We start from the raw sequence: 17,255 nt of genomic DNA, 5'->3' as shown, positions 1-17,255 counted from the left end.
AACGTTTGTGCTATTCTTTGGTGCAGTAAAGACCTATTTTTAAAACCATAACTCAATGAACCCTTATAACTATTGCGCAGCTGTTCTATCGGCAATGCTATTTTTTTCCTGCAGCAAAGGCACGGCAGTATCTACCTCCACCAACGCGAGCACCCATACATACTATGTGGCGGTGAGCGGCAACGACGCAAACGCAGGCTCCGCCAGCGCGCCGATGAAGTCGATCAACCATGCCCTGAGCCTCACCGTTCCCGGGGATTCGGTAATTGTAAGAGGAGGCACCTACAGCGAGAAAGTACTCGTCACCAGGACAGGGGCTGCCGGTAAATATATTACCCTGAAGGCTTTTGCAGGAGAGACCCCGGTGATCGACGGCACCGGTCTTACTCCCAACGGCGTGGAAGGGCTGATCTCGGTGAAAGCAGTGAAGTTCGTCGTAGTGAAAGGGTTCACTACCTGTAATTTCGTGTCGACCGGCCAGTCCGGTGATCCCAAAGGCATATTGGTGCAGGATGGCAGTGACTATGTGGAGATCAGGAACAACACGATATATAATATCAGCTATGATCACACGCCGCTGGACGGAGGGTGCAATGCCCTCCTGGTTAAGGGAAATTCTTCCGATCCTGTCACGAATATCCTGGTGGACGGCAATACCATCCACGATTGCAGGACGGGGTATGGTGAGAATCTCACGATCAACGGGTATGTGGACGGTTTTACGGTCAGCAACAACACCGTCTACAACGGACAGAACATCGGCATCGACGCGGCAGGGGGATATGCGGCCAATAGCGTGCCTGCCCTCAATTACGTACGTAACGGTACCATCAGCGGGAATACTTTATACAACATCGAAAGCAGCCGCGGCCAGTTGGGCGGACATGGCGCCATCGGCATCTACCTGGACGGCTCCCGCAATATCACGGTAGAACGGAACAGGGTTTATTCGACTGACAGGGGCATCGGCGTGGTAAGCGAAACCACCGGATTTCCCACCGACAGCGCAACCGTAAGGAATAATTTCGTCTACAACTGCTGGTGTTCGGGGATCTACATGGGAGGCTATCTCAACTATACTACGGGAGGAACCACCAACGCGTACATCGTCAACAATACATTGTATAAGAATGACAGGGTGGTCGGGGCTTTCGGCGAGATCGAGGGTGAGATCAGCATCCGGGAGCAATGTACGGGCAACACGATCGCGAACAACATCATCTACGGTGGGTCGAATGACCTCCTGGTGCACAAATACACGTCCACAGGCGCCAATAATACCATCGATCATAACCTGTATTTTTCGGCGGGCCCTTATCAATGGATCTGGGGCAGCACCAATGGTACCGTGATCTCCGACGCGGGCGCTTTTAAGACGGCTTCTGCCGGGGATGGGAATTCCAGCTTCGGGGTGGACCCGCTCCTGGCCAGCACTGCCGCACCGGACCTTCATATACAGGCCTCCTCGCCCGCGAAGAATTCGGGATGGGTGATCTCCACCCGGGTCAACGGAAGCGTCGACATAGACGGTAATCCAAGAATTGTCAACAATAAAATCAGTAAAGGCGCTCATCAATGAAACCTGTATTCTTTCTTTTCCTGTACGCTATGATCTCTTTGAGCTGTTCTAAAAGTGCTGGTGGTTCTCCGGGCGGAGGTGGTAGTGCCTCCGTCCATATTTATTACGTGTCGGCTACGGGTAATGACAGCAATCCCGGATCGAAAGATCAGCCGCTGCAGTCCTTCAGCAAAGCCCTGGGCCTGGTGATCCCCGGCGACACCGTCATTGTTCGGGGAGGCACTTATTATGAGCAGATCAGTTTCACCAGGAGCGGATTGCTTGGCAGGAATGTCACTGTGAAAGCCTATCCGGGCGAGCGACCCGTGATCGACGGGAGCAAAGTGACCGTGTCCGGCTGGACGCCGCTGCTATCGATCCGGAGCATCCGGTATCTCGTGCTGGACGGGCTGGACATCTGCAACCTCACCAGCAACCGTGCCAATACGGACCCCGAGGGTGTATTCATCGACGGGGAATCGCATGACATTACGATCCGGAATTGCAATATCTATAATATCAGGAATACCACTACGCTGGCGGAGTGGCGCAGTGGCCATGCGATCCTGGTCATCGGTAACAATTCCACCAACGCCATCAGCAATCTCGTCATCGAGTACTGTACCGTGCACGACACGAAAACAGGCACCAGCGAGAATGTTACACTGGCCGGGAATGTCACGGGCTTTTCCATTCGCCATAACAAAATATATAACACCGAGAACATAGGCATTATCATTGCCGGTGGCGACAACCTGAATGCTTCGGGCAATGTGGCCGTCAACTATGCAAGGGACGGAGTGGTCAGCGATAACGAACTGTACAATGTCTCGATGGCCAACAGCGTCGACATCTGGGGTGCCAATAATTATGGCGCCATCGCTATTTATGTCTGCGGTGGGACAGGTACGATCGTCGAGCGGAACAAGGTTTATAATTGCGACCGCGCCATCGGTCTCGTCAGTGAAAGCAAGATCTATCCTACGGCCACCTGCACGGTGCGCAATAATTTCGTGTATGGCTGCTGGCGGACAGGCATCTATATGGGCGACTACCTGAATTACGTCGGCAGCGGCACCAAAAATTGTTATGTGGTCAACAATACGCTGTATGGGAACGACCGGGCCGCTGGCGCTTTCGGTGAGATCGAAGGCGAGATCAGACTGACGGAGCATTGCGATAACAACACCATCGCGAACAATTTAGTCTATGGCGGAGCAAATGATCTGTTCGTGCATAAGTACACTTCCACAGGCGCCGGGAATGTTTTTGCCAACAACCTGTACTATACCACCGGGACACCCCAATGGATCTGGGGCAGCACCAATGGTACGGCACTTACTGCATTCAGCGATTGGAAGTCGGCCTGCGGAGGGGATGGGAGTGGAATAGTTGGGACGGATCCGTTGTTGACGAGCATTGCCGCCCCGGACCTGCACATACAATCCGGATCTCCGGCAAAAGCGACGGGCCTCGTAATCTCCGCCGCCGTCAACGGCGACATGGACATCGATGGCAACCCCCGTATAGTAAATGGAAAAATAAATATCGGAGCACAACAATAAGAGATGAAATCAAAGATTTGCCAGTTTATCGTCCTATTCGCCATTTGGTTTACACCGGTCAATGCCCAATCCAATCCGTCCTTTCCCTGGAATAAGCTGCCGGTGAAGGCATTGCTGCTGAGCTGTCCGGACCCCCAGGATGTGCCCCTCCTGTGTGATTTCATCAGGGAGGCGCTGCCGCGGGAAGGCGTAAATACATTATGCCTCCGGATCGAGTACCAATACAAATTTGAGACGCATCCGGAGCTGACGGATGTAAATGCATTGTCCAAAGAGCAGTTGCAGCGCATCGTGGCAGCCTGCAGGGAGGCGCATATCCGCTTCATACCCACGGTGAACCTGCTGGCGCACCAGTCAGACAGAACGAACATAGGCCCGTTGTTAAAACAATATCCTCAATTCGATGAATCGCCGGATTACAATCCGCCTGTGCCCTGGAAGGATGGCGGTATGTTCGACTTTTATACCAAAAGCCTTTGTCCCCAACACCCTGACCTGTTTAATGTGATCTTACCTATGATGGACGAGCTGATCGACGTATGCGGGGCGGATGCCCTGCACGTCGGGCTCGACGAGGTATGGATACTGGGCTATGACAAATGTCCCCGCTGCGGAGGGATGGACAAAGCGGAGCTGTTCGCGCAGTATGTCACCCGGCTACACGACCATTTGCAACAGAAGCATTGCCAGATGTGGATGTGGAGCGACCGCCTCATCGACGGTAAGACTACGAACCTGCTGGCATGGCAGGCAAGTATGAACGATACTTACAGGGCTATCGATATGATCCCGAAGGATATCATGATCTGCGACTGGAAATACGAAGATGCGCCACCCACACCTGCTTATTTCGCCATCAAGGGATTTAACGTATTGGCCAGTGCCTGTTCCAAGCCAGATGTAGCGCTGGCGCAGCTGGACCAGATAAGGCTGGCGCGGAAGAACGGCATGCGGGAGTCTTTTTCCCTGACCCTCGCGGAGCGCATGCAGGGCGTGTTCGAGACCATGTGGTTCAACACCGGAGATTTTATCCGGGCTTATTATAAGAAGTCGGATAGGCCAGGGGTCGATAATAATGTAGCCACCTTCAAAGCATTGTTCGCGGCCATCAGGCAGGACGAGGGGGTGGGCCCGGCAGTCAGGACAAAAGCTGGCGGGACAGGAGAAGAAAAATCATTTGACGGCGTGCGGCAGCTGGCCCTGCGCCGTGCCCCCTGGCTGGCGGACCATCTCGTGCTGACGGCCCTGGACAAAGGCGCCGGGAAAGAAAGATTCGAGCTTTCCACCCGGGACGGTGAAGTGCACGTGGCCGCCACCGGCGCCAACGCCGCAGCGGAGGGACTGGGCTGGTACCTGAAATATTACTGCCATCGCAGCATGAGCCATATGGGCGATAATCTGTCGCCTGTGTCGCCATTGCCTGTTGTGCCGGGCATAGTAAATGTTCAGGCTGGGGCAGAAATAAGATATGCGCTGAATTACTGCACCTACAATTATTCGATGAGCTTCTACACCTGGAAAGATTGGGAGCGGGAGCTGGATTGGATGGCCCTCAACGGCGTAAACACCATGCTGGTGGCCAACGGCGCCGAATCCGTCTGGAAGGGCGTGCTGGAGAAGATAGGGTATACGCCGAAAGAGATAGATGATTTTATCACCGGGCCGGCCTATAATGCCTGGTGGCTGATGGGCAATATACAGGGGTGGGGCGGTCCCATGCCTGTCACGCAGATCGCAGCCAGGGAGGCAATCGTGCAGCAAATGCTGGCCCGTATGCGCCTGTTGGGTATCGAGCCCGTCATGCCTGCATTTTTCGGGATGGTGCCATCCACATTGAAGAACAAGACAAAAGCCCGTATCATTACCCAGGGTAATTGGGGCGCCTTTACCCGGCCGGATATACTGGACCCGACGGACACGGCCTTCCAGCGGATCGCTGATCTCTTTTATGCAGAAACACAACGACGGTATGGCAAGGATCTCCACTATTTTTCCGGCGATCCTTTTCATGAAGGAGGAATAACAGATGGAGTGGACTTGGGTAAAGCGGGTGCTAACATACAAGGGGCCATGCAGCGCTGGTTTCCCGGCGCCGTCTGGGTATTACAGGGCTGGCAGCAAAATCCGCGGACAGAAATGCTGGCCGGGCTGGATAAATCCAAAGTGCTGGTGCAGGAGCTGTTCGGAGAGACGACGAATAACTGGGAAAAAAGAAAGGCTTATGAAGGTTCGCCCTTCATCTGGTGCATGATCACGAACTATGGCGAGCGGCCCGGCCTGTTCGGTAAGCTACAGCGTTTCGCCAATGAGCCTTACCGGGCTGCACATGGCGAGCTCGGTACCTATCTGAAGGGCGTGGGCATCATGCCGGAAGGCATCGACAATAATCCCGTGTCGTATGATTTCATGCTGGAGGTCGGCTGGCATCAGGAAGCCGTCAATGCGGCGGAATGGATAAAGGGATACACGCTATACCGGTATGGACAATATAACAAAGATATCCTCGACGCCTGGAACCTTTTCCTGCAAACGATCTACAGCAGCCCGGAGGGCTACCAGGAAGGACCGCCGGAGAATATCCTTTGTGCGCGTCCGGCGCTGGAAATAAAATCTGTTTCTTCGTGGGGCACCATCAGGAAGCGATACGACGTGGCCACCTACCTGCAGGCGGTAAGGCTTTTTGCCAAGGCGGCGCCCCTGTTCAAAGGCAGCGAGACTTACCGGATCGACCTGATCAACTTCACCCGTCAGGCATTGGCCAACGCGGCGGATACGGTGCACAGCCGCATCGTGGAAGCTTATAAAATGAAAAATGATACAGCCTTCAGCAAGACCACCGGCCGTTTCCTGGAGATGGCCGAGAGTGCCGAGCGGCTGTTGGATATGGATCCTTATTATCGTCTGACGACTTACCGGCAACAGGCGCTGGCCGCTGGCAATACGCCGGAGGAGAAAAAGAACAACCTGCACAATGCGCTGATGCTGGTGACCTACTGGGGTGAAAATAATCGTAAAGAAGACTATCTTCATGAATATGCTTACAAGGAATGGGCGGGAATGATGCGTTCCTTTTATGAAAAGCGTTGGGAGATGTATTTTGCGTATTTAAAGGATCAAATGAAGGGGGGGACGCCTCAGTCGCTTGATTTCTTTGGCTGGGAGCGATCCTGGGTCAGCCGGGAGGAGCAGACAGCGACAGGCGGTAAGATCAAAAGCCCGGCTGCCAGTGGAACACTAATATCAATGGTGAATAATATTTTAGACACTTTATGAAGTTTGCGACCATCGTTTCTGTGATATTTTTAATCCTCGCTAAAGATACCGGCGCGCAAACAGATGGGAAAGGATGGACCTGGTGGGATCCCGCTGCCAATGCTTTTCCTGTGCTGGAGGGACAGGCCTGGCCAAAAGAAGTGGGAAGTCCTTATGACCGCTTCCCGGCACGCGCCAGTCAGACACTGAACCCCAATGTATGGAATCTCTCGCACAGCAGCGCAGGACTCTACTGCAAGTTCAGAACGGATGCTTCGGAAATTGTCGTAAGGTATACGGTACAGGGTAAGGGAAGCTTCGCCATGTCGCATATGCCGGCCACCGGCGTCAGCGGGGTAGACCTGTATAGCCTGGATCATGATGGCAAATGGGGCTGGGCGCCGGGAACCTTCTCCTTCGGCGATACGATTGAATATCATTTTTCAGGTCTGGGGACTGACACTGTTTTTGCGGGCAGAGATTGCGAACTCCGGCTATTTTTACCTTTATACAACACCGTGACCTGGATGCAGATAGGCGTTCCCGCCGGCAGACATTTTGCCGCCCTGCCTTTGCAGCCGGAAAAACCCATTGTCGTGTACGGCACCTCCATTGCGCAGGGCGCCTGTGCTTCCAGGCCGGGACTGGCCTGGACGGCCATCCTGGAAAGGCAGTTGGACAGACCGCTGATCAACCTGGGTTTTTCGGGCAGCGGAAAGCTGGAAAAGTCCGTGATCGACCTTATGAACGAGATCGATGCAAAGCTGTACGTGTTGGACTGCCTGCCCAACCTTAGTTCCGGATTCTCCGGCGCGGAAGTGGAAGGCAGGATCAGGGAAGCTGTCCGGTTGTTGCAGGAAAAACATCCTTCAGTGCCGATTCTACTGGTGGCGCACAGCGGCGGTAACACCGGCCATTTCATCGACACTGCCCGCAGGCATGAGTTCCAACGCGTGAACGGCGTGCTGGAAGCGACTTTCGCCCGCATGAGGGCGGAAGGTGTCCGGAATATTTACCTGCTGTCCGGCAAGGACATTGGCCTGGATATTAATTCGACCGTGGATGGCGTCCACCCGAATGATATAGGCATGGAACAATATGCGGCCGCCTATGAGCGATCCATCCGTGCGATCCTGTATGAGCCGGAGGGGATGTATGCCACTACCCGACCGGCGACACAAAGCAGGGATGGTTATTATGACTGGAGGGGCCGTCACGCGGAAATACTGTCGCTGAACCGTAACGCGCCACCTGCAAACATCATCCTGGCCAATTCCATCATCCATTACTGGGGCGGAGAGCCGAAGGCGCCTATTGCAAGGGGAGAGGACTCCTGGAATGCTTACTTACAGCCGTTGGGAGTGCGGAACCTTGGGTTCGGATGGGACAAGATCGAGAATGTATTATGGAGGGTATATCATGATGAACTGGACGGGTACAAGGCAAGGCATATCCTGGTAATGATCGGCACCAATAATCTCTCCTCGGATGGAGATGAGGCGATCATAGCGGGATTGGACATGCTGGTAAAGGCCATCCGCCAGCGGCAGCCTGGGGCCGCATTGCTCTTATCCGGGCTGCTGCCCAGGAGAGCGATGGAGCAACGGGTCGTTGTATTGAACAAAGCAATAGCGCGACTGGCCGGAAAACAGGGCCTGACGTATATTGATCCAGGTAAGATACTGCTTACACCCGAAGGAAAGATCGACGAGTCGTTGTTCGGCGATGGTCTTCATCCCAATGCTTCCGGCTACCGGCGACTGGCCGCGGAACTTGCGCCCTTTCTGAAAAATTAACTTAATAATGAGAACTATGAGATTTTTACGGATCTTATTTGCAGGCGGATGGTTGATCCTGTCAAGTCATAGCGGTGCGTATGCACAGCAGAAAAAGATCGGCAATGAAACGCCGGAGCAAAAGCAGCAGCGCATGGCCTGGTGGTCGAACGATCGGTTTGGCATGTTCATCCACTGGGGGTTATATTCCCAGGCGGCGCGGCATGAATGGGTCAAGCGGTGGGAAAGAATGAACGATACGCAATACAAGCCCTATTTCGACATGTTCGATCCGGATATGTACGATCCTAAGGCCTGGGCCAAAATGGCGAAAGCCGCAGGCATGAAATATGCCGTGCTCACCACGAAGCATCACGAGGGATTTTGCCTCTTCGATTCCAAATACACGGATTATAAGGCTACGAATACCCGGGCAAAGCGTGACCTGGTCAGGGAATGGGTGGCCGCTTTCCGGGCGGAAGGGTTGAAGGTCGGGTTCTATTATTCCCTGCTGGACTGGCATCACCCGGACTATACCGTGGATGGCTTGCATCCGCTGCAGCCGGCAAGCGAGGCGGATTCCGACTATGCAAAGCTGAATAAAGGAAGGGACTGGAAGAAGTACCGGCAATACCTGCGTGACCAGATAACTGAGCTGTTGACTGGCTACGGAAAAATAGACATCCTCTGGCTGGATTTCTCCTATCCCAATAAGAACGGGCATGGCAAGAGCCACGATGATTGGGGGTCTGTGGAACTGCTGAAGATGATACGGAAATTACAGCCGGGCATCCTGGTGGACAACCGGCTGGACCTGGAAGATTATTCCGATGGAGCGGACTTCGCCACACCGGAGCAGGTGAAGCCTTCGGAGCTGCAAAATAATTATGGCGGATTGCCTTTCGAGACCTGCCAGACCTTTTCCGGGTCGTGGGGATATTACCGCGATGAGAATAGCTGGAAGACGAACCATGAGCTGTTGACGCTGTTGATCACTTCGGTAAGCAAAAGTGGAAACCTGATCCTCAACGTGGGCCCCACCGCCAGGGGCGTATTCGACTACCGTGCGCAGCGGGCCCTGGACAGCATCGGGATATGGATGAAATGGAACAGCAAGGCTATCTATGGATGTAAGGAAGCGCCCGCGGAGTTTTCGGCTCCTGCCGGCACATTGCTAACGTATCATCCGGCGGACAGGCGGCTGTATGTGCATCTAATGACTTATCCGTCCGGGGGATTGACGCTGTCTGGTTACAAGGGAAAAATTAAATATGCACAATTCCTGCACGATGCTTCCGAGCTGAAGTTCAGTCCGGCGGCGGAAGGGTCTAATGACCTGCTGTTGAAACTGCCGGCGCAGAAACCGAATATCGAGGTGCCGGTGATAGAACTGGTATTATAAAAAAGACCGGCCAAAATGGCCGGTCTTTTTCTGTTGGGATAAAGCCTATAATTTCAATAGCCTGATCCGTATTTTACTATTCCCCTGAACGATCTCTGCGAAGTATACTCCCGGATGGAAATCCGCACCCAACTGGATGGTACCATTCGGAGCTACGCCTGTCCTGGTCTCGACCACTCTTCCTGATATATCCGTGACGCGGATGATGAGCGCAGCGCTATTGGAGCTACGGGTCATCAGTGTGAAAGCCCCATGCGTGGGATTGGGTCCCACTTTCACGGACAGGCCGCCAGTGGTATCAACATCGCTCTGCCAGCCGCCGGCGCTCATCCTCATGGCATCAGTAAAGGACTGACTGCTGGTGACGATCACGGAATCTGTATAAGGCGACAGCACGCTGCCGGGTATCGGGACTGCGTATGTACCATTGGGCAGTCTCCAGGCTACGGAGAGATGGTCCTGTCCTGTATTTTCCTTATGCAGCGTTTCCACATAATACCTGGCGCCTTTCACCAGGTGGATGGCGGCGGAGTGCTGCGTCGCATACTTATTGTACTCGCGGAAGCCAGTCCAGGCGCCCGCATAGGCGATGAGCGCCTTATGAGCCGGGCTGTCATCTGTGCTGAGCCAAAGCCCTGCCTGATCATCGCCGGAAATATAGAAGGTATAGTCGCCTGTCTGCGGGGCGCAGACGTAGCCTCTTACCCTTGCGCCATAGTTGTCGCCCAGGTTGGGACCATATTCAAAGCTGTGGAGCTGGGCGTGCACGGAAGGATGGTCAGGGTAAGCGGGATTGCCCGTGAGGTCGGCCACCTGTGCGCCGGGGATATTGGTATATCCTTCACCGGAGATAAAGCCGGAGCCTGTGCAGCCCGTGATGGTAACGTGCACCGTATCGGATACGGCGGTATCGCCCTTGTCATCCGTCGCTCTGGCCGTGACGAGGTAGTTGCCGGGTTCTACGTCAGCTGCTGCGACCTCGTAAGGCGCCATAGAATCCACCGCAAACCTGACACCCGCATTGAAGAACTCCACTTTCATCACCTGACCATCGCTGTCTGTGGCCTGGGCCTGTACTGTCACCTTCGTGCCGGCAGGATAGGACGCTCCATTGACGGGGCTGGTGATGATCACCGCCGGGGCGCGGTTGATCACAGGCAGGGTGAGGTCCAGGGAATGCAGGTCATCCAGCCTGAACTTTTTATAGCTGCCAGCTCCCAGATCTTTTGCCGAAACGCCGTCATTATACAGAACGTCGCCTCCCTTGTCCGTGATGACCTGGAGATCGGAAAGGGACAGTTGTCCATTCGTATTTACCGCCATTGCTCCTTCCGCGTTCAGCAAGTCCGAGTTGGGGCTGACGACCCGGATGGGCGCGTCGGAGGCCTTGCCTGTCCATTTATAGAGGGCGCCGTTGATGCTTTCGCCAGGGCTGCCGGCTAAGATGATATAGGTGCCGTTGCTCAGCCTGATCAGGTCCCTGATGCCTCTTCCGCCCAGGTCCAGCTCGATGGGGGTCCCAAAGGCAGGCGACCCTGCGGCGCCGGCGCTAAACCAGGCTTCAAAGCTGAGGATCGGTGCGATGACTGCTTTCGTACGGTTGGCGGTTGGAACCAGCGGCGCTCGCAGACCGATATAGAGCGTCGTGCTGTCAGGACCGAATACCATGCCTTCTGCCGCAAACCCTGAGGGCGTTTTGGAGTCCACGCCGGCGGCAGCGCTGGCGGTAAAGCCATAGCCATGGTCGTCTCCCCAGGTGAGGAGCGCTGCTCTAAGACTGCCAAAACCGGTGACATTAAAAGCAGTGGAAGCGCCGGTGCCGGTGATAGTGGTGGCAAAGATCCGGTCCCGGTTTGGTTTGTTATCGAAAGGGGACTTGCCATTGCTCATAGAACCCAGCCAATAGGCCTTACCTGCAGTCAACGGGCTGGGAGTGGCGGCTTCCACATCCACTTCCGGCTTGTTGGGCTCAGGCAAATTGAGGAAAGCAGCGTAATTGAAGGAGATCAGCGGGAGCCCGGAAGCCCAACGGGAGTAGACATTCAATACATCCTGCTCGTCGTCGCCTGTCACATAATAATGATCATCCAGGGCGATGGCGTCGGAAGCATCGGAAATGCCGGTGGGCCAGCGGGTAAATGGTGGCGTTGTGGAATTGGCCGAGGCGGCGTAAGCGAGCAGGAAATCCGTATGGTTCAAGCTGTCGCTGACCGTTACGGTCAGGGTGGCATAGCCCACTGCGATGGGCGTGATCTTTATATTCCTGGAGGCGCCATTGTTGGTGAGGGTAATATTTTCATTGGGCACCACGGCAGTGTTGTTACTGGTGACCGTGACGATCAACCTGCTTGCTTCAAGCCTGTCGTCACCCACCGTAAAGTCGATGCCCAGGTTTCTGGCAGGGTCCGTTGAATCGCCGGGGACACCGCTGAGCGCAAAGGGGCTGAGTGGCGCCGTGGTGACGCCTCCGTCGAGGAAGTTCGTAGTGGCGGCTGTATTGATGACGATAGTGGGGGCGCCGTCTACCACCACGCAGGGGTTGAAAGCCACCGTAGCGCGTGTGCTTTTGCCGGGGCTGCCGATGTCGCCGCCGGCGGACGTGAAGGAGCCTTCTGCGTCGCCCGTAGCAGAGAGGGTCCATTGGGTGGGTTGATTGGCGCCCAGGCCGGCTGCGCTTACCCAGGCGCTCTTATTTTGGGTCCTGGGGCTACCCAGGGTCTGGTCGTCATAGGTGAGACGGTCGACCTGGTTGCCTGCGGCATCATAGAGGTTGATCTCATCCGCTCGGCCCAGGTTGTCATTCGTATATCCGCCAACGATCTTGACGCCGGCACAGAGATTCCAGGCGGAGCGGAAAGCACTGACGGGGGTGGTCTCCGTAACAATGGCGGATTCCCCCGGCTGAACGACGCCAAAACCGCTGAGGCTGTGGACGCCAACGTGGCGGTTGGCGTCATCGAAGCTCCATCCCGTCATGTCGATGGCGGCGGCGCCAACATTGGTGAATTCCACAAATTCTCCATTAGCGCCTGAATACATATATTCGGTGATGCGTATCTGGGCCTTTGCCGCAGCCCCTGTAAGGACCAGGGCTGCCAGCATTGAAAAGATCCTCCGGACAGAAGATGGCTGGGGTAAAACTACATTCATACCTGTTTATTTATTTTAGATGGAAATACTTACAGAGGTGGTGAACAAAGAAAGGAATTAAATGTACCAGCTGTATTAACTTAATGATAACTTAAGGTCATGGAATTATTACCAGCGCTCGGAAAAGCCCCTTCGGGAGAAAGATTGGAGAGGATAAGGCAAAGTCCTCATTATATAGATGGTAAGTTTCAAAATCCTGTGCCGACCACCACGCTGTTGAAAGGCGCCTCTTTTTTCAAGGTGCTGGGGCAATTCCTCACCAAGCCAAAGTATACGGCGCCGCCGGCGCCATTGCCTTCCGTCAGGACGGACCTGCGGCATTTGCCGGAAGGGCCGCCTGTATTGGTGTGGTTTGGACATTCCTCCTATCTGATGAAAGCAGGAGGAAAGACCATTCTAGTGGACCCGGTCTTCAGCGGACATGCTTCTCCCGTATCTATTTTTGCCAGGGCCTTTCCAGGGGCGAATACATATGGTGTTCATGATCTGCCGGAAATTGACATGCTGTTGATCACGCATGACCATTATGACCATCTCGACTACAAAACCATCTTACAGCTGAACCCGGGGCATATTTATACCTCCTTAGGCGTCGGCTCCCACCTGGAATATTGGGGCTTCAGGCCGGATCGGATCACGGAGCTGGACTGGGGCGAAGAAACCCGGGTAGACGGAGGGACACTAACGGCGACGCCTGCCCGTCATTTTTCAGGGCGCGGCGCGGGACAGGCCCGGACCTTATGGTCGTCCTTTGTATTGAAGATGGACGGCTATTCTTTTTTCCTGGGCGGCGACTCAGGATATGGGACGCATTTCAAAGCCATCGGCCAGGAATTCGGGCCTTTCGATCTGGCGGTGCTGGAATGCGGGCAATATGGACAGTACTGGCCCGATATCCATATGACGCCGGAAGAGACGGTGTCTGCGGCGGGTGACCTGGGAGCGAGGCTGCTGCTGCCGGTGCACTGGGGCAAGTTCTCGCTGGCGCTGCATCCATGGGATGAGCCGGTGCGCAGGTGCGTACAAGCGGCGAAGGCGGCGCGCATGCCTGTGACGACGCCGATGATCGGCGAGCCAGTGATATTGGGCGGTTCACCACCGCAGCAGGCCTGGTGGGAAGACGTCGTCAAATAGTAAAATATTCCTGCAATAAATAATATAAGATATGAAGTGGCTTTTAATACAGGGATTGATCTTTTTGGGTGGACAGGCTTTTGCGCAGGGTCTGAAGCTGACGAATCTTCGTTGTGATCACCGGACTGAGCCCCTGGGTGTCGAAAGCGCTTCTCCCAGGCTGAGCTGGGAGATCCAGTCCGGCAGGCGAGGCGTGCTGCAAACGGCTTACCGGGTGCTGGTCTCGGAGGACACGGTGAGCCTGGAGCAGAATATAGGAACCATTTGGGACTCGAGGAAGACGGCTTCCGATGTGTCCATAAACTTGTCCTATGCTGGCAGCGTCTTATTTCCCGCCAGGACATATTATTGGAAGGTGATGGTCTGGGATGATCGCGGAGACAGCAGTCGTTGGAGCAGGACCTCTTTTTGGCAGACGGGACTATTTACCGCGGCGGACTGGAAAGGCGCCCGGTGGATAGGATATGAGGAGATGGAGGATAGCGCAAGGCTGCTGCCTGGAATGAAAGGGGAAGGACCTTTCCGGGATAGCCTGCCTTTATTAAGAAAAGAATTTAGGGTGAGCAGGCCTTTGAAGAAGGCCACCGCGTTCATCTGCGGACTGGGGCATTTCGAGATGAACCTCAACGGGCAGAAGATCGGGGATCATTTTTTAGACCCGGGATGGGTCCGCTATGACAGGGAAGCATTGTACGTCCCATTTGATATCACCAGCCAGCTGAGGCAAGGTGTCAATGGCATCGGCATCATGCTGGGTAACGGTTTTTACTATGTGCCAAAGGAACGCTACTACAAGCTGACAGTGGCCTTTGGTTACCCAAAAATGATAGCCCGCATATTTTTGGAGTATGCCGATGGGACGACGGAGGACGTCGTCAGTGATCCTTCCTGGAAGGTGAGCACTGGGCCGCTGACATTTTCCAGTACCTATGGCGGAGAAGATTATGACGCCCGGCGCGAGCAACGAGGATGGGATGCTCCGGGCTTCCAGGAGAAAGGATGGAGGCCTGCTCTTGTTGTGGATGGACCTGCCGTCCTGCATGCGCAACAGGAAGAACCTTTGAAAGTATTCGAACATTTCGCGCCACGCCGCAGATGGCAGCTGAAGCCGGGAATATGGGTTTTCGATCTGGGGCAGAACGCGTCCGGAATTCCCATGATACAGACAAAAGGAGAAACAGGGAAGGTTATACGCATCATTCCCGCAGAGCTCTTACACGGGGACACTGCCGCCAACCAGGATGCCACCGGTAAACCTTGTTATTTTGATTATACGTTAAAAGGAGAGGGGGTAGAGAGCTGGCACCCCCGGTTCATGTACTACGGTTTCCGCTATTTGCAGGTGGAAGGAGGGATTCCGGATGGAGAGCCAAACCCCGGTGGATTGCCTGTCATTATGGGTCTGGAAGGTTGGCACACCCGCAATGCGGCGCAGCGGGCAGGCAAGTTTTCCTGCAGCAGCGAATTATTCCGCCGGACAGACACCCTCATCGACTGGGCGGTACAAAGTAATATGGCCAGTGTACTAACGGACTGTCCTCACCGCGAGAAGCTGGGATGGCTGGAGGAAGCCCACCTGATGGGCAGCTCCCTCCGCTACAACTACGACCTTGCCAGCCTCTATAAAAAGATCATCCATGATATGATGGGCGCCCAGACGGCCGACGGACTCATTCCCGAGATAGCGCCTGAGCTCGTGGAATTCTACGAACCTTTTCGCGACTCTCCCGAGTGGGGAAGCAGCAGCATCATCGTTCCGTGGTACTGCTACCAATGGTATGGCGACAAAGAGACATTGGCGGAGAGCTATCCCATGATGCAGCGCTATAATGATTATCTCAAGGGTAAAGCGCAGGACCATATCCTGTACCAGGGCTTGGGTGACTGGTATGACCTGGGGCCGGCCGATCCAGGCGTCTCCCAGCTGACACCGAAAGGGCTAACGGCGACGGCTATCTGGTACTATGATCTCTCGATCCTGGCAAAAACTGCCCGGCTGCTGGGGAAGACGACGGATGTGCAGCAATATGAACAGTTGGCGGCGGCAGTGAAGTCCGCTTTTAACAATCAATTTTTTAACAAGGTCACGAAACAATACGGCACAGGCAGCCAGACGGCCAATGCCATGGCCGTATTTGCCGGGCTGGTAGCGCCGGCGGATAAAGACGCCGTGGTAGCCAATATCGTAAAGGATCTCCGCAGCCGTAACAACGCGCTGACCTCCGGCGACATCGGGTTCCGCTATCTGCTGAAAGTGCTGGCCGATGAGGGCAGGGCGGACGTCATCTTCGACATGAACAGCAGGAATGACGTTCCGGGTTATGGATACCAACTGGCGCATGGCGCCACCGCGCTCACTGAATCCTGGCAGGCCCTGCCTTCCGTCAGTAACAACCACTTTATGCTGGGGCATATCATGGAATGGTTTTACTCCGATCTGGCGGGGATACGTGCCGCGGATTCATCCATTGCCTTCCGCTCCATCGTACTTCGCCCGCAGATCGTTGGCAACATTACCTGGGCGCAGGGGGACTATCATTCACCTTATGGAATGATCTCTTCCCACTGGAAGAAAGAAGGCAAGACCTTTGACTGGAGCATCGGCGTTCCCGCAAATACGTCTGCCACGGTCTATTTGCCTGTGTCTTCGGGGGCCGTCATCACGGAAGGGGGCAGGCTTTTGCATAACAGAAAAGATGTCCAGGTCCTTCGGAATGAGAAAGACAGACTGGTCCTTCACCTGGGCTCAGGGAATTATAATTTCAGGATAAGGAAGGCAATGCGGTATCATCGGAAAAGATGAAGGAAGTGTATCGAAATAGTAATATCTTATTTCCTCGTAAACTTTATCTCCATCGTCTTGAACTCCTGTCCTCCTGTCGCGGCATTGGCATACATTTCCATGGTCTGGTGATTGTCGTCGACAAATTTCAAAACCTCCCGGACGGGAATGTCTTTTCCGGAAGCCGGGTCAAGCATGGTCCCTGTGAAAGTGATGCTATTGGTGGCTGCATCCCAGGTACCCGTGAGGTTCATCATGCCTGTTCCCATATTATCGATCCAATTATTCAAAAAGATCTTCTTGGCATTGTCATAGGCGGTTGTACTGATGCCTTCGAAGGGTTGGCCCATGAAATTACCGGTGTTGGTCCCTTTCAGGTACCTGCCGCCCAGGATCATCTCATTTTTCATTTCCCCCGTGCTGTTCATTGGTTGTGTGTTGGGCGCCATCCACATGGTGATAGCGCAGGTCCAGGTGCCTACCGATTTCGCCATCATTTTATGAATGTCTCCGGGAGTGGAATATGCCATCATGGCTTTCATGTCGGCGTCACTCTGTGCGTGGGAATAAGTAGCGATGGACAGCGCGGAGATTGTCAGCAAAGCAAAGGTTAGCTTGTTCATAAAAATCGTTTTGG

9 protein-coding genes are annotated in these 17,255 nt (G+C 54.5%); 7 read left to right on the top strand and 2 right to left on the bottom strand.

The features are described from left to right. Positions 1–55: 55 nt before the first annotated feature. The 5 genes from Q4E93_RS09035 to Q4E93_RS09015 are packed head-to-tail and all read left to right on the top strand — an operon-like array spanning position 56 to position 9,552. The gene (locus Q4E93_RS09035; protein WP_303584461.1) at positions 56–1,579 is read left to right on the top strand and encodes a right-handed parallel beta-helix repeat-containing protein; all 1,524 of its coding nucleotides are present in this window, start codon (positions 56–58) and stop codon (positions 1,577–1,579) included. Beyond that, positions 1,576–3,123, top strand: a complete 1,548-nt coding sequence (locus Q4E93_RS09030) for a right-handed parallel beta-helix repeat-containing protein (protein ID WP_303584459.1) — start codon at positions 1,576–1,578, stop codon at positions 3,121–3,123. The genes Q4E93_RS09035 and Q4E93_RS09030 overlap by 4 nt, the downstream gene beginning before the upstream one ends. 3 nt (positions 3,124–3,126) lie before the next feature. Further along, a complete protein-coding gene (locus tag Q4E93_RS09025; RefSeq protein ID WP_303584457.1) occupies positions 3,127–6,396 on the top strand; it encodes an alpha-N-acetylglucosaminidase TIM-barrel domain-containing protein in 3,270 nt (1,089 codons plus the stop codon). After that, positions 6,393–8,171 (top strand): SGNH/GDSL hydrolase family protein, encoded by a 1,779-nt coding sequence (locus Q4E93_RS09020; protein WP_303584447.1) that lies wholly within the window; start codon positions 6,393–6,395, stop codon positions 8,169–8,171. The genes Q4E93_RS09025 and Q4E93_RS09020 overlap by 4 nt, the downstream gene beginning before the upstream one ends. A 7-nt stretch (positions 8,172–8,178) precedes the next feature. Beyond that, positions 8,179–9,552 (top strand): alpha-L-fucosidase, encoded by a 1,374-nt coding sequence (locus Q4E93_RS09015; protein WP_303584445.1) that lies wholly within the window; start codon positions 8,179–8,181, stop codon positions 9,550–9,552. Positions 9,553–9,597: 45 nt separating this feature from the next. Here the strand turns inward: Q4E93_RS09015 and Q4E93_RS09010 are convergent, their stop codons facing one another. Then, a complete protein-coding gene (locus tag Q4E93_RS09010; protein ID WP_303584443.1) occupies positions 9,598–12,702 on the bottom strand; it encodes a lamin tail domain-containing protein in 3,105 nt (1,034 codons plus the stop codon). Between the two features lie 99 nt (positions 12,703–12,801). Here Q4E93_RS09010 and Q4E93_RS09005 point away from each other — a divergent pair, with 99 nt between their 5' ends. Further along, positions 12,802–13,836 (top strand): MBL fold metallo-hydrolase, encoded by a 1,035-nt coding sequence (locus Q4E93_RS09005; RefSeq protein WP_303584441.1) that lies wholly within the window; start codon positions 12,802–12,804, stop codon positions 13,834–13,836. Positions 13,837–13,867: 31 nt separating this feature from the next. Beyond that, the gene (locus Q4E93_RS09000; protein WP_303584439.1) at positions 13,868–16,639 is read left to right on the top strand and encodes a family 78 glycoside hydrolase catalytic domain; all 2,772 of its coding nucleotides are present in this window, start codon (positions 13,868–13,870) and stop codon (positions 16,637–16,639) included. Between the two features lie 26 nt (positions 16,640–16,665). On the opposite strand, the gene Q4E93_RS08995 is transcribed toward Q4E93_RS09000, so the two are convergent. Beyond that, positions 16,666–17,241: a DUF1579 domain-containing protein gene (locus Q4E93_RS08995; protein WP_303584438.1), complete on the bottom strand. Its 576-nt coding sequence runs from the start codon at positions 17,239–17,241 to the stop codon at positions 16,666–16,668. Positions 17,242–17,255: the final 14 nt, after the last annotated feature.

This window comes from Flavitalea plasmicola (assembly GCF_030546645.1).
Classification (GTDB): domain Bacteria; phylum Bacteroidota; class Bacteroidia; order Chitinophagales; family Chitinophagaceae; genus Puia.
The sequence above is the reverse complement of the archived record's forward strand: the minus strand, read 5'-3'. Positions and strand labels throughout refer to the sequence as shown.